Raw genomic sequence first — 15,745 nt, 5'->3', positions numbered from 1 at the left:
CCGTTTAATGATCCTTAATTTTCGGCCCACCAGAGTTTCGCTTTCGTATCGTTCTTACCGCCGACGAGGGCAATGCCTTTGGTATAATTCGCTTCATTGAGCGACGATTCTGATGTTGGGAAAGGCAGTCGAGTTGGTAAAACGCCATCATTCTCGAACACCGCCCGTGGATCTTTGGCGGGTAATACCGGCAAACCCGTCCGGCGGTATTCGGTCCAGGCTTCCAGCCCCTGCCCAAACAGCGCGATCCATTTCTGCTCCATGATGTTCGCTTTCGAAACAGCACCAACGGTCTTGAGATACGTATCCGTAACTTTCAATCCGTACTGATCAAATGAAGCCGTTATACCTTTTTCAAAGTACGATTGCGCTGAACCGGTGATATCGCCATCCTGAGCGGCTTCGGCCAGAATCAGATTCAATTCGGCAAACGTCATGATCACCTCTGGCGAAGTTTTCTGGATGAAATACGTACCGATGTTTGAGCTGGTCGCGAGATACGTCGTGGCGATAGCGTCAGGAAGTCCGTTGGCATGGCCTTCGTATTTTCCGGCTTTGTTGGGCTGTGCGTAAACCTTTAGTCGCTCATCACCCAGGGCATTCAGTTTGTCCGTCAGCGTCTTGCTTACGTTCCAGTCTGTGCGGCTGTCGTTGACCATCACTAGAAAAAACTCGTTGTTGCTCGACAACACTTCGGTCGTTTTCAACGTAGCGTTATCGGCATTACTGGTGAAGACCGGGTACTTCGTTGGATCGCCCAGAATCTCAGCCATAATGGCTTTCGACTCCGCTAACTTTTTCGCAGCCTGACGGTTCGCCAGCCGTAGCCGTAGCGAGTTGGCAAACTTCTTCCATTTCAGGATATCGCCATTATACAGAATATCGCCCGATACGGCTGCGCCACCAACGACCAGTTTCTCGTTAGCCGTTTTCAGATCCGCCAGCATGCCCGCGTAAATCTTGTCCATCGAGTCATACGAGGGTGTGTAGTTCGGCTGGTCGGCGGTTCCTTTCAGCGCTTCGGTGTAAGGAATTGGCCCGTAGAGATCAGTCAGCAGCGAGAACGTCCAGGTTCGCATCACCATCGCGATGCCTTCGTAATTCGTGTTCTGGTACTGGCCACCGGCGCCGGATAACGTAACGATTCGCTGGAAATTAACGAGCCCGTCGTTGAAAAGCGATGTCCAGTTGTTGTTGTAAAAAGCAACCGACAGCCCGTAGTTATCACCCTCGTTGGAGTAAATGTTCCGGGTCAGGTATTGCATCCAGAGCATGGCACCGTCGAGATTCAGTCGCTCGAAGCGTGTCCGCCCGCCCCACGAGCGATCAACTACTTTCTCGATGGCATACGGCAACAGATACTGTGGGCTGAGAGCCGTAGGGTTATTGGGGTCCACGTTCATCTTGTCGAATTCCTTCGTACAGGAACCGACCGTCAGCAGCGTGAGTATACATAATACGATTCGTTTCATGGAAATTTATGGTTTTGAGCCTTCGGTTTAGGGTTTGGTGATGATCACTATAATCCCCAAATCGAGGCCGTAAACGGATTTAAAAACCAAGACTTAGGTTAACCCCGACGCTACGTGATGAAGGCAGTTCGCCATAGGCAAAACCCTGCGCGTTGCCGCCAAACCGGTCGACTTCGGGGTCGATGTGGGGCGTGTTTTTGAACAACATAGCCAGGTTACGACCGACCACCGATAGTTTAGCCGTCCGAATGAACTTGCCTACCAGGAAGGAGGAGGGAATCGAATAGCCGACAGTTGCTTCGCGAAGCTTCATATACGACCCGTCGAAAATAGCCGCTTCGTGATAGCGCCGGGGGTTGTTGTAGCCGTAGAGCGTATTGGCTGGCATGATCACCGTATTTGGAACGTACTGTGGCGACTCTGCCGTACCGACGTTCATAACCCCCTTTCCAATGATTCCCTCCTCACGACCAATGGCCGTTTCGGCATACTGACCCGTCCAGCGAGCTGTGCCCGTTCCTTCATCAAATAGATCACCGCCCATTTTCGCGTCGATCAGCGCCGAGATCGAGAATCCTTTGAAGCTGAATGAGTTGAGCCAGCCACCCGTCCATTTAGGCTGGATGTTGCCCAATACGCGGGGATTGGTCGATACCACTGGCAATCCATTGTTATAAATGATCTGACCGTCGGGTGCGTGTTCGAAACCAATACCAAACAACGTACCGTAGGCCTGGCCAACACGAGCTTCTGAGTTAAGTCCCTGGCGACTGTTCAGTACGTAGGTTGTTAAACCCTCGGCCAGTTCGATGACCCGGTTGCGGTTCCGGGAAAAGTTAAGCGTCGTCTCCCAGGTAAATCCGTTCGAGAATTTCAGCGGAATGCCGGTTAAAACCACTTCGACGCCTTTATTGCTCAATTGACCTGCGTTCAGAACGCGCTGGTTGTAGCCACTGGCTTTTGAAATATCGACCGCCAGAATCTGGTTTCGCGAGGTCTGATCGTAATACGTTACGTCTAAACCAATGCGGCCTTTCAGGAAACGCAGATCAATCCCGAGTTCGGTTCCGGTCGTGATTTCGGGCTTGAGCGTGGAGTTGGCAATTTTGGTGTTTTCGTAAAACTCCGGGATTGAGCCATTCCAGGAACCGCCCGAGCGGAACGTTTGCGCCAGTTGGTATGGATCGGCATCGTTCCCCACCTGCGCCCACGAAGCCCGCACTTTGCCAAACGATAATACGTTGCTCCGAACGCCCAGTAATTCCGTCAGAACAGCCGATACCGACACCGACGGATAGAAGTAACTGCGCGCATTGCTGGGCAGCGTTGAGGACCAGTCGTTTCGGGCTGTACCGCTCAAAAACAGGGCATTACGCCAGCCAAATTCAGCGGAGGCAAACAAACTGTTCATCTCCGATTTCTGAATCGCACTTTCAACCGCGTTCTGGCTTACGTTGGAGTTCGAGAGGTTATAAACCCCATCGACGACGAGTTCACCAACGTAGGTGTAATTCCGCTTGTAATAGTTTGTGCGCTGAACGCCACCCGCCTGAATGTTGGCCGTGATGTCGCTGGTCAGTGCTTTGTTGAATGTCAGGATAAAGTCACTGTTAGTTTCCTGGCGACGCAGCACTTCTTCGGAATAGCGGCCCGGCGTGGCATTTCCGTTCCGTACACGGGCGAAGTTGACTACGTTAAGCCGCGTATCGGTCCATAAATCGGTACCGCTACGTAGCATCAGGCTCAGAGAAGGCAGAATCTGGTAATTCAGCGCGATATTGCCGACCAGCCGGTCTTTTTCGTTGGTGTAAGGGAGGAGCTCGCTCGAAAAATAGGGATTCGTAAAGAACGTGTGCTGCCAGTTCGGCGGATCGTTATCGGCGGGTTTGCCCGCCAGGGCGCGCTGAATGTGAACGCCGGTGTAATCACGCCAGTCACGGATTTTATTCCAGTCGGTTTGGCGGTGTGCCCAGATGAACTGTTGCCCTTCCTGATACCCCCGATTTCCGCCCGATTTGACGTATTCCGCCGATATCGTTACGTTCAGTTTTGGCGTGAAGTTGTAGGCCGAATTCAGTTTGAAGTTGTTCCGGTAAAAATCATTGAAATCCATGATCCCGGTCTGCTTCATCCGACCAATCGACATCCGAAAACTGCCTTTATCGTTACTGCCCGACAGTGCTACGTTGTTCGTGAAGGTTTTGCCTGTCTGCCAATAATCATTCCAGTTGTTGGGATTGGGCGTCAGTGGCGCTACGTCTTTGCCGCTCCACCAATGCCGAACGAGTCGTCCATCCATGGGTGCGCCCCAGCTCTCATCTGTACCTTCGGTCCCGCTTAAGGCACCATTCGGGTAAGCCGCCCGATACTGCGCGATTTCTGCGGGGTCGGTAATCGATCCGCTCCAGCCGTCATTGTACCAGGTACGGTAGCCGTTGCCACCCCCGTAAATATTCTGGAAATTCGGACTGATCCAGGGGCGTTCAGCCGTAAAATTGGAATTGATCTCAACGCCGATGCCTTTCGTGCCTGACCCGTTTTTGGTCGTAACGATAATGACGCCATTCGCTGCCCGCGAGCCATATAAAGCCGCTGCGTTCGGTCCTTTCAGAACACTGATATCTTTGATGTTATCGGGGCTTATTTCGGATAAACCTCCGCCAAATTGCTTCTCGGACGTTTGCTGAATGGGCACCCCATCCACGACAATAAGCGGCTGATTGTTACCCGATACCGACGAGGCTCCGCGAATCTGGATAGACGACCCACTGCCTGGGCCTCCATTACTACTGATCCGTAGTCCGGCTATTTTACCCGACAGCGCGTTCGCTACGTTGGCCGACCGGGCTTCGGTGAGCTGGCTACCTTTGATCTCCTGGACGCCATACCCCAGCGATTTTACTTCTTTCTTAACCCCAAAGGCCGTTACGACGACTTCAGAGAGTGACCGGATATCGGATTTCAGAACAAAATCCAGAGTGGAGCGGTTGCCCACATTAACTTCTTCGGTGGTGAAGCCGATTGAGCTGAAGGTAACGATGGTACCATCTCCCGGAATATTGAGAGAATATTTACCTTTCGAATCTGTAGTGGTTCCTATAGAAGTGCCTTTCAGGACGACGTTAACGCCGGGTAATACGCCTTCTTCACTTGAACTGACGGTACCGGTCAATAATCGGGTTTGCGCATGCGCGTTCAACCCTGCCCAACACCAGAGCAGCGCCCAGATAAGTAGCTGTTTTTGCATAAGTTAACGACATTAAGTACTTAGTTTAGCGGTAAGAAAGATGAGCTGGCTAGTACGCTAGCCGGTACTGGTAATCAAACTGTTACGTACTCCTGGTGGCTCGAACGATGCCGAATACTGGCCGCCCGATCCGAAACCATCCGAACCGACCAGGCGTAACACAACAGCCTCCGCGTGCCTTATGGGCTGCGGATAAAGCAGGAAATAAATTCGGGTAAAGAAGAACGCTGATTGTCGCGGTTGATCGACAGAGCCAACCGGGCAATCCTATTTTTCAACGACAGATACAATGCCCGGTAAGACAAAGTCTGCCTGGTTCTCAGTTGCTGACGAATTAGTACGCCAGCAGTGAGCTTTACTGATTACTCCACAAGTGCGGCCAGTAAGCAATCAGTACGTGAAGTTTATTTTAACTATTTATTAACGATGCCAAAGATAGGTGTTTGCCTTAAATGCCAAACAGTATTTTGATAATTTTTTTAAGTACCTCTATAAAATTTTATTAAAATAGAATAATGTAAAATATAGTATAACTCATAAGCTATTTTTTCCTGTAATAATTATATTCAGCTGTTGTTGCTGTAATCCTTTCGTAACGGATTAATTTATAGATGTTTCAACCCTCATGCGTTGTTGTTCACGAGGGTTGAAACATCTAGTCTGGTAGAACCTGAGAAATTAAACGGAACAGATTGTTTAGTTGTCCGCTATACAACCGACGCATGGCGTCATCGGCGCTAAGGCAGTCATTGCTGGTCCTTAGCTGGAGCCTTACAAAAACAATTGGGTTACTATCAAATGAGCTTATGCCGATCTGTTAGAAATGTATTCTTTATGGCTGTTGATGGCTGCTTGAATCGTATCGTCAGCCAGACCGTAATAAGCTCCGACTACCTGAACTGTTTTTGACCAATACTCCTTTGTACATGTTGCCTGATTGGCTGGTTTACTCGTTTTTAAACCCAGCGCATGCTTAACGTTAGACACAACACTTGTGGCTAACTCTTTACCTTCATAATAAAAAAGCACCTTACTAGTTACGGATCTGATACCGTTTAATATACGATTGTGTGTACATCTTGGTTTTATAGGCATCGGCTAGCCTGTCCAGAGCGTATCGTTAGGTGAACGTTCATTCGTTGATTTGCCAATAGCTAGAGCGGTTTGTCATTTCGATCGGAGGAATAAATGACAAAAGACGATGTTAAAGACACTATCTGCTTCCTGAAAGGTTAGACAGATCCTGTGCGAGCGTAACCGATTAATCGTCTAACGCCTGATAAACCAGCACGTCGAATTTTTTGTCAAGCTCACCGCCGAAACTGGTTCCCCACATTTGCTTCATCAGCACAACGCAGATTTTTTCCTGCGGGTCGGCAAAGTAATGCGTGCTGAAAGCGCCACCCCAAGCGAACGTACCCACGCTACTCAGGTCTTTGGCATGCCCAGCCTGGTTAATGACACTGAAACCCAAACTGAAATAATTGCCTGCATCAGGAAATAGCGTACCGGTCTGATTACTGTTGGTAAATAACTCAACCCCTTTCCGACTCAGCAGCCGCTTACCGTTGTAAACTCCATTGTTGAGCAGCATTTGTAGAAAAACAGCGTAGTCGTAGGCCGTGCTGGACAAGCCACCCCCGCCCGAAAAATAAGCTTTTGCGCCCGTAATGGGATAGTCGGGATTAGCCGCCAGGCCGCGATTTACGGCCAGCTTCGCCAGCTTATTTTCAGCTTTATTTTCTGTGTATAGCGGTACCAGACGATCCTTCTTTGAATCAGGCAGATAAAAATAGGTGTCTTTCATGCCTAGCGGCTCGAAAATCCGCGTCTGGAAAAATTGATCCAAAGGCATACCCGATATGACTTCCACCAAATACCCCAGTACGTCGATGCTCAGACCATACGTCCATTTCTCGCCCGGCTGGTGGTTGAGCGGCAGTTTGCCTAACTTCTTGACGACGTCCCCAATCTTGATGTCGTCGGTGGTAAAGGCATCGAGGATACCGGCTTTGGTATAAATGGCCCGCATTTTGGGATCGCTGGCGATCACGTTGTAATTGATCCCCGACATGTGCGAAAGCAGATGACGGATCGAAATCTCCCGCTTGGCCGGAACGGTTGTATACGTACTGTCTTTCTCGTTGAATTTGTCGAGGACAACGGGCTTGGCAAACTCCGGAATGTATTTACTGATCGGGTCGTCGAGCATGACTTTGCCTTCTTCATGCAGCATCATCACGGCCAGCGACGTAATGGCTTTGGTCATGGAAGCAATGCGGTAAATGGCATCTCTAGCGAGCGGTTTATTGGTTTCCAGATCGGCTTTGCCAAACGCTTTGTAATAGACGATTTTGCCGTTTCGTACCACAATCGCGCCTACGCCCGGAAAAGCGCCTTTGTCAATATAAGACTGGATAAGCCCGTCGAGTCGATTAAGTCGTTCCGGGTTAAATCCAGCTGTTTCGGGAGATGCCGCCGTTAACAGGGGAGGGCTCTGTTTGGTAGCAGTTTGTGCCCGAAGGGAGAAGGCCGTTATGGCCAACAGCAGCCCTATTCGGAAGGTAGATTTAAGAAGCATGAGAGATTTTGTTGTATAAATCCAAAATTAACCACTGAGGCACGGAGAACACAGAGTTTTCTCTGCCTTTGAGTTTTTTGAAAACTCTGTGTTCTCCGTGCCTCAGTGGTTAGTTATCAACATTTTTAACCACAGGCCGATTGTCGTTGATCCGTTTTTCGTAGTTGATTGTAAACGTACTCAGATCAGATACGTACTGTCGTTTTCGCTTTAGCTCGTACGAGTAGATCGTCTGACCAAGCTGATATAGAAACGGGTGACCGACCGTCTCGAACTCATATTTATCATCATTCAAAATCCCATCGCTGTTTACGTAGATCGTAGCGCTTAGCATGTATTCGATCTTGTTCGCAAAATCCACTACGTAGGAAGCGTCGGTTAGAAAGCCATAAGCCCATCCCACTTTATTGAAGACCCGGACTCCATCGGGCATCTGGTGGTGCAGGCTGTCCATAAAAAAGAACTTAACGTAGTTATCATAATACTGCTTGGCGTCATATTTAGGATAGTTGGTCTCGCCCGGATATTGCGACAGGTATTGATAGAGAAATCGGTAATCATCCGTCGTCAGGTTGAACCGCTGTTTCGCCGGAACCGACTGAGGAAAGAGAACGGATTGCAGGAGTTGCTGCAAAGTTTCGAGTGGAAGTTTATTACGTTCCGTGAAATCAAACGGTTTATGGATTAAGCTGTCTTTGGTGTAATATCCATTGCCAAGTTTGGCGATTCGTCGGAAATCAAATGGCTCCTGATTAAAAACGGCTGGTTGCGCATACAGTAACGTACCATCTTTCTGAATAAATCGAATTGGGTTTGTGTGCCGGTTTTCGTCCGCAGTCATCCGTACGAATCGGTGCGTAATCCGTGTGTCGAGATACCCTCGTGCGTGCAATGATCGGTTGATATCGCCCTGCCCGACAAGCTCGTACATCCGGCTATAAGGATCGTTTTCGCTGACTAAAAAAGCCTTTTTGATCAGGTGGGCAAGGGACGGATACCCATTTTCTGCTGTCTTATCTGTCCGTTCTTTTGTTTGTCCGCTGTAAGCACTATCGAACTGCATTGGGGTGAACTTCGTTACGTTCGGAATTTTCAGGTTATTCAGCTTCTCCAGCGATAGTAGCGCCAGCGGCAATTTAACCGTAGACGCCGGATTGAAATACTCCGTACTGTCAACGCGGAAATAATAGTTTTTGAACGAAGGAACGTTGTGTTTATCCCGATTGATTTGGGTGTAAATAATCTGTAAGCGGTACGTTTCCGGATGGCGGATTACTTCCTGGAAAATCGATATTTTGTTTTTGGCAAACAGATTCGTCAGCAACGCATCGGTTCGACTCTGACCATTGCCAGACGTAACAAGCAGGCTTGACAAAGAAAGTACCGTGAGAAACGCGGAGAAAGGTTGCATGGGCAACAAAATACAGAAGAGCCCATGAAATCGCAAGCGGCTTGTTACGTAGCAACGGGCTTGCGTGTTGTCAGATCCTTAGGTCTGACTTAAAATCTCTGGTACCTGAGCGTTCGGTTTTGAGAAACCTCACTCGTCAGTTAAGAGTAACCGACGTCACACTAGTATCACACTAGACCTGGTGTTACGTAATAAAAAGCCAGTTGGCAACGAAAACTTATTCGTTGCCAACTGGCTTTTCGTATGTTGATGATGGGTGTTGTTTATTGTTTGCCGCCTACCAGTTTCAGTTGAATGTCGATGTCAGGGTTGATGTAATTGGCATCAGACAAAGCCGGATCAGCTGCGTAGACGATTCCCCATTTGGTCCGGTCAACTTTTACGTTTGCATCGACCGCAATTTGGTTATTGGCCAGATCAATTTTCGCCGGGAAACTAACCGGATTACTGATGCCTAGCATCGTCAGATTGCCGTTTACCCGATAATTGGCTCCTGCAATCCCGTCGGTGCCGGAATACGGTGTTACGCTGGTAATCGTATAGGTCAGATTCGGATGCAAAGCCATGTTAAAGAAATCGGCACTTTGCAGATGATGGACCAATGTCTGTTTCAGCTCGTCGGTCGGCAGGTTGAAATTGACGATCGAAGACAGAGGAATGGTAAACGATCCTCCCGTTACTTTACCATCTGTGACCATCATACTTTCGCTTTTTACGGTGATGGCCCCTTCGTTGAAATAGCCGGTTCGTTGCGATCCTTTCCAAACGGCAACCGATTTGGTATCGTCGAGCTGGTAACTAGCTGACGACGGTACGTTATGATCAGTACAACTCCATACGAACGCTGAGAACGCAAGGGCAAAAAATAGCGGTAATTTTTTCATTTGATTTTGGCTGAAAAATGATTGACAGGTTGTGTAGTACGTGCATGCCATTGGGCAAAACCTGCGCAAAAATTGATAAGCCTGACCATTTCCGGGAAAGCCAATCGGATGAGCTGTTGAAAAAGAAAGCTAGATTGTTGATTTCGCCAGTTAAGTCGAAGTAGCGAATCAGGTGTTCTCGTTACTGAACGAGTTGCGCAAACAAGCGGGCCAGGGTTTCGCCCGCGTCGGTGCATAGGCCCGGATGAACGGATGACGTCTGCACGACTGTACTACGGGTTGATGTTAGCCAGCGAAACCGTTCGGCTATCGGAAGTTTGCCAATGGTGCCCCCCTGAGCACGACCCGCACAAATCCGTTCGAAAGCACGAAGCCGTTCCTGTAGTTCCTGGATGTCGAGTTTAGCTGAAAAAGCGCGAAGCCGGCCTTCGTTCAGTTCAGAAGTCGTTTGCAGGAAACCTTGTGACCGACAGTACAGAATGACGCCGACATTAAGAAACTCTTCCCGTTCGACGCATGGTACGACGCGGATAACGGCATACTCAAACAAGTGCTTTTCTGGCATCCTTCGCTGCGTTGACAAAAATTTCTGATGAAGCTAGTCTATCTCTCAAAAACTGGGCATAAAGCTGGCGCTGTTCGCTGGGTGATTCCGAGGAAGCTTCGTTCGTCAGCCATTCATCCGGAACCAGCGAAACAATGGATTCGATACGGTCGGGCGTGAGAAGCTGGCGAAAAGCGGCATCAACGTCATCGAGTTCAGTAGCCTGAGGCAGCAATACGTGGTCTTTGATCTGTGTAAACGGTCGCCCACTTTGCTCGGGCCAGTTCGGGCCGGTATGGTGCACATAAAGCGCGGCACCATGATCGATTAACCATAATTCTTTGTGCCACATGAGCATATTCGTGTTTCGGGCTGTGCGATCCACGTTCATGACGAACGCATCCAGCCAGACAATCTGCGATGCCAACTGAGAGCTAACCGTATTGATTACAGGGTCGAACGTAATGGCGCCGGAGAGGTAATGCAGGCCAAGGTTCAACCCTTCGCTGGCACGTAGTAAATCCTGAATTTCTTCGTCGGGTTCGGTACGGCCAAAGGCGGCATCGAGGTTGGCGAATACAATTTCCGGAACACGCAAACCCAGAGCACGCGCCAGTTCGCCAGCGATGAGTTCGGCAATCAGGGCTTTTGTGCCCTGGCCTGCTCCGCGAAACTTCAGAACGTACAGAAATTCGTCGTCGGCCTCGGCAAGGGCGGGCAGTGAGCCCCCTTCGCGCAATGGAATCACGTAGCGCGTTACGTTGACGGTTCGAAGTTGAGGAGCAGTATTCAGCACAAGAATAAACGTAGTCTGATAAGCGATTGAATTACCCGCGATCAGACGAACTAGTGATGGGGAAATTTAGGGTTAATTTTCGAGAAATAGCTTAAATGATCATGAGATTGAAACCGATTAAGTACCTGAATCGACTATACAGTAAAACGTGGTTTTAAAAGCCAATTTCGTATAAATACTGTCCTTACTGCCTGCACAATACGTAGCTCGCCAGAGCGCGTGAGCTAACCGATACGGTATTTCCGTCAGTTATTAAGCCGTTTCGACCAGTTATTAATTCTGCCGGGGCCGGGAGTTTTGGTGGCTATACCTTTGTCCTGTTCAATCAAGTCCAAAACTGTTCAGACCAACTCTGGCAGCACTTAATCAATCCATATCAAAAACCAAATGTACTCATTCCAATGAATTCAATCCAGAACACACCAATCAGCCCGTACCGCGATTCTAGTCTGAACAAAATTTATAACCTCCTCTTTTGCGACACTATTGATCTGTACAAAACAGAAAGTCAGTCATCGGAATATCCCTGGGATACGTTGCTGTCCGATAATCCTGAGCCTGGCCAACTAGCCGCTATTGCTTCGGACGAAAGCCTTGAAACGCGGCAGCAAATCCTGGCCTATAATCTATTGCTGGCAAAGGGTTTTCCAATCAATACGAAAGAGCTGTTGGGCGTCATTATTGAAGTTCCCCTGGCTGACGGTCTCGATGTGTTAGCTGCCTTCAACGATGGAACCTGCCGATACATTAATCATGCAGAAAAACTTCTGGTCTGGGATACGCAGACCAACGAATCAAGCCACTTAGTCAACCAGCTTTTTTCCGATAGCCTGGCGGTTGTCAGTAAAATCGGTCCCTGGGAGCAGGAGCGTACCCCGTTTCCGGGTGAGGGCATGATCAAAATGACCTTCCTGGTTTCGGATGGGCTGTATTTTGGACAAGGCCCGTTCGGTGCTTTGCAGGCTGACCCGATGGCAGGTCCGATCATTAATTCGGCGATCCGGTTGATGTCTTATCTGATCGACCATACAGCATAAACTGATACGTGTCGAGATTAGCTATGCAAGCCAGTAATAATGACTGGCTTATTTTGTATGTAGTGAGACTGGTTGAGTACCTTCCAACGGGTATTTTAACGATCATTGTGTTTCGGAAAAAACGATCTAGCAGCAATGAAAAAAGGGCTCTGTTTCAGCTTATTAATCCTGAGTCTTACTATATACGTAGCACAGGCGCAACACTGGTACAAGGGTAATTTGCACACACACTCGCTCTGGAGCGATGGCGACGATTATCCTGAGATGATTATGGACTGGTATAAAGCCAACGGGTATCAGTTTGTTGGCCTGTCGGATCATAATATCATTCAGGACGTTGACAAGTGGGTGAACGTACCCCACCAGAAAGACCGGCGACGGACGTTTGAGCGGTATCTGCGCACCTTCGGACCCGATTGGGTAACGTACCGGAAAGGACCAAATGATTCGCTCAAAGTTCGGCTTAAAAAACTGGACGAATACCGGAGCTATTTCGAAGAGCCAGGCAAGTTCCTGATCATCAAAAGCGAAGAAGTCTCGACGGGTTACCAGGGTAAACCAATTCACCTGAACGTAACGAACGTGCAGAACCTCATTCGGCCCCAGCCGGGTAATAGTGTAGCCGAAGTGATGCAGAATAATATTGATCTGGTCGTAGCGCAACGTCGGCAGACAGGACAGCCTATGTTCCCGCACATTAACCATCCGAATTTTTACTACGCTGTTAAAGCCGAAGACCTGATGAAACTACGGTACGAGCGGTTTTTTGAGGTTTTTAATGGCCACCATCTAGTGAATAACTATGGCGACAGTGCGCATGAAGGAACTGAATCAATGTGGGATAAAATTAACTTTCATTTCCTTCAGCAGGGGCGACCTATGATGTACGGATTAGGGACCGACGATAGCCATAATTACTATTTTTTCGGACCATCATTCAGTAATTCAGGGCGGGCCTGGGTCATGGTCGATGCGCCTGAACTGACGCCACGGGCGCTGATCGAAGCTATGGAAGCCGGACGATTCTATGCGACTTCGGGCGTTACGTTGAAACAATTGCCTCAGACTGAGAAAACCCTTACCATACGGGTCAAACCTGAACCGAACGTAACGTACCGGATTCAGTTTTTCGGGGTTCGAAAAGGGCGTCAGCAGGCTGAACTGCTCCAGGAAGTAGCCGACACAAACGCTACGTATGCGCTAACGGATGAGGTTTTATTTGTCCGGTCTAAAATCATTTCGAGCAAGCCGAAATACAATCCGTTCATGCCGGGTGATGTTGAAACAGCCTGGACCCAACCCATCGGGCAATGGCAGGTTCCGCAACCGCTCGCGAACGTTGTAGCGCTCCCGAATGCCCATGCGCACAATGATTATGAACAGTCACGACCACTCTGGGATGCGCTGGATAATGGCTTCACGAGTGTCGAAGCCGATGTTCATCTCATCGGCGATACGTTATACGTAGCGCATGACCGACCTGCGTTCAAAAATCCAGCTTCAACTCTCGAAACTCTGTATCTCAAACCCCTGGCTGAACGCCTACGGCAAAACAAAGGGCAAGTATTGGCAGGATATAAAGGCCCCTTCTACCTTATGATCGATGCGAAAACCGGAGCCGATAGTACGTATCGTGTGCTGGAAAAACTCCTGCAACGGTATCCATCGCTATTAACCAACGGCAGTAAAAGCCAGCCGGGCAACATAAACGTTGTCTTGTCGGGTAATCGGCCCATACAGACCGTAGTGAAAGCCAAAAAACGGTTGCTGTCGCTCGACGGTCGCCCTGGGGATTTGGGCAAAGGGTATCAACAGACTGTCATGCCAATCGTTAGCGATGCGTATGGAAACCAGTTAAACTGGCGTGGGAAAGGCGATATTTCCCCGGAAGAAATTCAGAAACTGCGTCAATTAGCTGATCGGACGCATCGGGAAGGAAAAAAACTCCGACTCTGGGCTAGTCCCGAAGATCCGCTGGTGTGGGCTAAACTTCGCGAAGCAGGTGTCGATTTTATCAGTACGGATCAACTGGAACTGGCTCGCGATTTTCTATTAAAAGAAGGTCGTAAGTGATACGTGAAGCTAAGTAAAGGCATGTAAACCTTCCCTCTATTATAAGACAAAAAGAGGCCGTCTCGTTTGAGACGGCCTCGGTGTTGATAGACTACGGAAAACCTGTCAATTCACGGTGTTAGTTTTTGTCCCACCACAGCCGCGTAGCTGCGTTGTCTGGACCACCCAACAGTGAAACGGCTGCTTTCACGGCTTCTGTGTTGGATTGTTCTTCCAATAACAGGAACGGAATTCGACGAGGGTATGCCGTAATGGGCAGGTCCGTATTAACCGAGTTCACAACGGGATAGCGCTTTGGGAAAAGCGTTCTACGAGCTTCTGCCCAGGCTTCCATACCGTCAGGATACAGGGCCAGCCATTTCTGAGTACCGATCTGTTCGCGCTGAACGGCTTCCGTAGTGCCCCATTTAACCGTAATGGTCGATAGGGCCGGGGATTTTTGCTGATCTTGCGGTGCGATCGGCGTTTTTGTGCTGGCCACATACGTATCGACAGCCGAACCAGTAATGCCCCAGCCTTCCATTGACGCTTTAATGCCCTTTTCGTAGAGCTGCTGAGCCGTCCCATTACTGCCGACATTCCAGCCATTCAACGCAGCTTCGGCCATCAGGAAATAAGCTTCTGCCGTGTGCATGATATCCTGTCTGAAACCCAACTGACGATCCCAAGCCGAACCAGCCCCGGTGTTTTTTATCCATCGATCACCAATGTTCGAGTTGTTATCATTGGTATTGAGCGGATCTGTCAGCTCAACCGATCCAAGGCCATTGCGTATACCTTCGTACGTCTTGGTATTATAGGCTGGCTGAAAATAAACGCCGATACGTGGGTCCTCAAAGCCTTTCAATACCGATTCCATGGCAGCACTCATCCGGAATTCGCCCCAGCCGGAAATGGTAGCTAGACCATTGTTATCCGCCAGTGTTTTAACCATTACGGCATTGTCGCCGACATCAGTCAGCAATCCGCCTGCGATAGCCGCTTCGGCTTCTGTTTTGGCTCGGGTCGGGTCAACTTTCGAGATGCGCATGGCCAAACGAAGACGTAGCGTGTTGGCAAATTTGATCCATTTCGTTACGTCACCCGAATAAATGATGTCGTACGTACCATAAGGCTTTTCCGAGGTCTTGCCTTTCAGAACAGTCGTAGCAGCGGCCAGACGCTTGAAAAAGTCATCGTAGATCTTGTCCTGAGCATCGTATTTCACACTATTGGCCGGAACGCCCGCATCGAAATAAGGCACTGGACCGTAGTAATCCGTCAACCGGTGAAATGAAAAGACCCACCAGATATTGGCCAGTGCATACTGCGATGAATTCGGATCAGTCTGCTCAAATAACGTCTTTAACTGAGGCACCACCTGTGTGTAAATCGGGTTCCAGTGGGAGTTGATCCAGGTGCGGTGCATGAAGTACCGGTCCGACTGGAAATTAGGCGTTGTGGTCGCGAAGTACTGCGCATATAAATCTGCGAACAGATTCTGCGCGGTTTGATACGTCCCTGCAGCATAGGAAGCCTGTTGTTGGGCTCTCGAAAACAAATACGGAAGTTCCGTTGGCCCTAAGGTCGTAATGGCTGTTTTACTGGTATTTATTTCGTCGAACTTGCTCGTACAGCCTTCCCAAACGCCGGACGTACCGACCAAAAGCCCTAAAAGTGAAATTCTGATTAATTTATTACCTGCTAGTTTCATGAGTATG

10 protein-coding genes are annotated in these 15,745 nt (G+C 49.1%); 2 read left to right on the top strand and 8 right to left on the bottom strand.

All coding sequences use genetic code 11. From position 1 onward, the window contains the following. Positions 1–14: 14 nt before the first annotated feature. The 7 genes from IC230_RS25935 to IC230_RS25905 all read right to left on the bottom strand — a co-directional run bounded on the left by IC230_RS25935 (position 15) and on the right by IC230_RS25905 (position 10,935). A complete protein-coding gene (locus tag IC230_RS25935) occupies positions 15–1,472 on the bottom strand; it encodes a SusD/RagB family nutrient-binding outer membrane lipoprotein (RefSeq protein WP_191041988.1) in 1,458 nt (485 codons plus the stop codon). Between the two features lie 79 nt (positions 1,473–1,551). Further along, a complete protein-coding gene (locus tag IC230_RS25930; protein WP_191041987.1) occupies positions 1,552–4,719 on the bottom strand; it encodes a SusC/RagA family TonB-linked outer membrane protein in 3,168 nt (1,055 codons plus the stop codon). Between the two features lie 1,261 nt (positions 4,720–5,980). Next, the gene (locus IC230_RS25925) at positions 5,981–7,300 is read right to left on the bottom strand and encodes a serine hydrolase domain-containing protein (protein WP_191041986.1); all 1,320 of its coding nucleotides are present in this window, start codon (positions 7,298–7,300) and stop codon (positions 5,981–5,983) included. A 109-nt stretch (positions 7,301–7,409) separates the two neighbouring features. After that, complete coding sequence (locus tag IC230_RS25920) at positions 7,410–8,711, bottom strand: serine hydrolase (protein ID WP_191041985.1); 1,302 nt, start codon at positions 8,709–8,711, stop codon at positions 7,410–7,412. 263 nt (positions 8,712–8,974) lie between these two features. Continuing rightward, positions 8,975–9,595, bottom strand: a complete 621-nt coding sequence (locus IC230_RS25915; RefSeq protein ID WP_191041984.1) for a YceI family protein — start codon at positions 9,593–9,595, stop codon at positions 8,975–8,977. Between the two features lie 181 nt (positions 9,596–9,776). Further along, complete coding sequence (locus IC230_RS25910; protein WP_191041983.1) at positions 9,777–10,160, bottom strand: DUF3037 domain-containing protein; 384 nt, start codon at positions 10,158–10,160, stop codon at positions 9,777–9,779. Beyond that, positions 10,138–10,935, bottom strand: a complete 798-nt coding sequence (locus IC230_RS25905) for a HipA family kinase (protein WP_394355507.1) — start codon at positions 10,933–10,935, stop codon at positions 10,138–10,140. The genes IC230_RS25910 and IC230_RS25905 overlap by 23 nt, the downstream gene beginning before the upstream one ends. A gap of 401 nt (positions 10,936–11,336) precedes the next feature. Here IC230_RS25905 and IC230_RS25900 point away from each other — a divergent pair, with 401 nt between their 5' ends. Together IC230_RS25900 and IC230_RS25895 are read left to right on the top strand one after the other, a co-directional pair. Further along, positions 11,337–11,972, top strand: coding sequence for a hypothetical protein (locus tag IC230_RS25900; protein WP_191041982.1), 636 nt, complete (start codon positions 11,337–11,339; stop codon positions 11,970–11,972). 135 nt (positions 11,973–12,107) lie between these two features. Then, a complete protein-coding gene (locus IC230_RS25895; protein ID WP_191041981.1) occupies positions 12,108–14,045 on the top strand; it encodes a histidinol-phosphatase in 1,938 nt (645 codons plus the stop codon). A gap of 118 nt (positions 14,046–14,163) precedes the next feature. Here the strand turns inward: IC230_RS25895 and IC230_RS25890 are convergent, their stop codons facing one another. Then, positions 14,164–15,738 carry a SusD/RagB family nutrient-binding outer membrane lipoprotein gene (locus tag IC230_RS25890; protein ID WP_191041980.1) on the bottom strand — a complete coding sequence of 525 codons (1,575 nt, stop codon included), beginning with the start codon at positions 15,736–15,738 and terminating at the stop codon, positions 14,164–14,166. Positions 15,739–15,745 lie beyond the last annotated feature (7 nt).

Origin of the sequence: Spirosoma validum (genome assembly GCF_014699035.1) — a bacterium.
GTDB classification, from domain to species: Bacteria; Bacteroidota; Bacteroidia; order Cytophagales; family Spirosomataceae; genus Spirosoma; species Spirosoma validum.
This window is presented reverse-complemented; position numbering and strand designations above follow the sequence as displayed.

Coding starts and splice junctions, on each gene's coding strand:
- IC230_RS25930 (WP_191041987.1), bottom strand. CDS start 4,719: ATGCAAAAACAGCTACTTATCTGGGCGCTGCTCTGGTGTTGGGCAGGG.
- IC230_RS25890 (WP_191041980.1), bottom strand. CDS start 15,738: ATGAAACTAGCAGGTAATAAATTAATCAGAATTTCACTTTTAGGGCTT.
- IC230_RS25900 (WP_191041982.1), top strand. CDS start 11,337: ATGAATTCAATCCAGAACACACCAATCAGCCCGTACCGCGATTCTAGT.
- IC230_RS25910 (WP_191041983.1), bottom strand. CDS start 10,160: ATGCCAGAAAAGCACTTGTTTGAGTATGCCGTTATCCGCGTCGTACCA.
- IC230_RS25915 (WP_191041984.1), bottom strand. CDS start 9,595: ATGAAAAAATTACCGCTATTTTTTGCCCTTGCGTTCTCAGCGTTCGTA.
- IC230_RS25920 (WP_191041985.1), bottom strand. CDS start 8,711: ATGCAACCTTTCTCCGCGTTTCTCACGGTACTTTCTTTGTCAAGCCTG.
- IC230_RS25935 (WP_191041988.1), bottom strand. CDS start 1,472: ATGAAACGAATCGTATTATGTATACTCACGCTGCTGACGGTCGGTTCC.
- IC230_RS25925 (WP_191041986.1), bottom strand. CDS start 7,300: ATGCTTCTTAAATCTACCTTCCGAATAGGGCTGCTGTTGGCCATAACG.
- IC230_RS25895 (WP_191041981.1), top strand. CDS start 12,108: ATGAAAAAAGGGCTCTGTTTCAGCTTATTAATCCTGAGTCTTACTATA.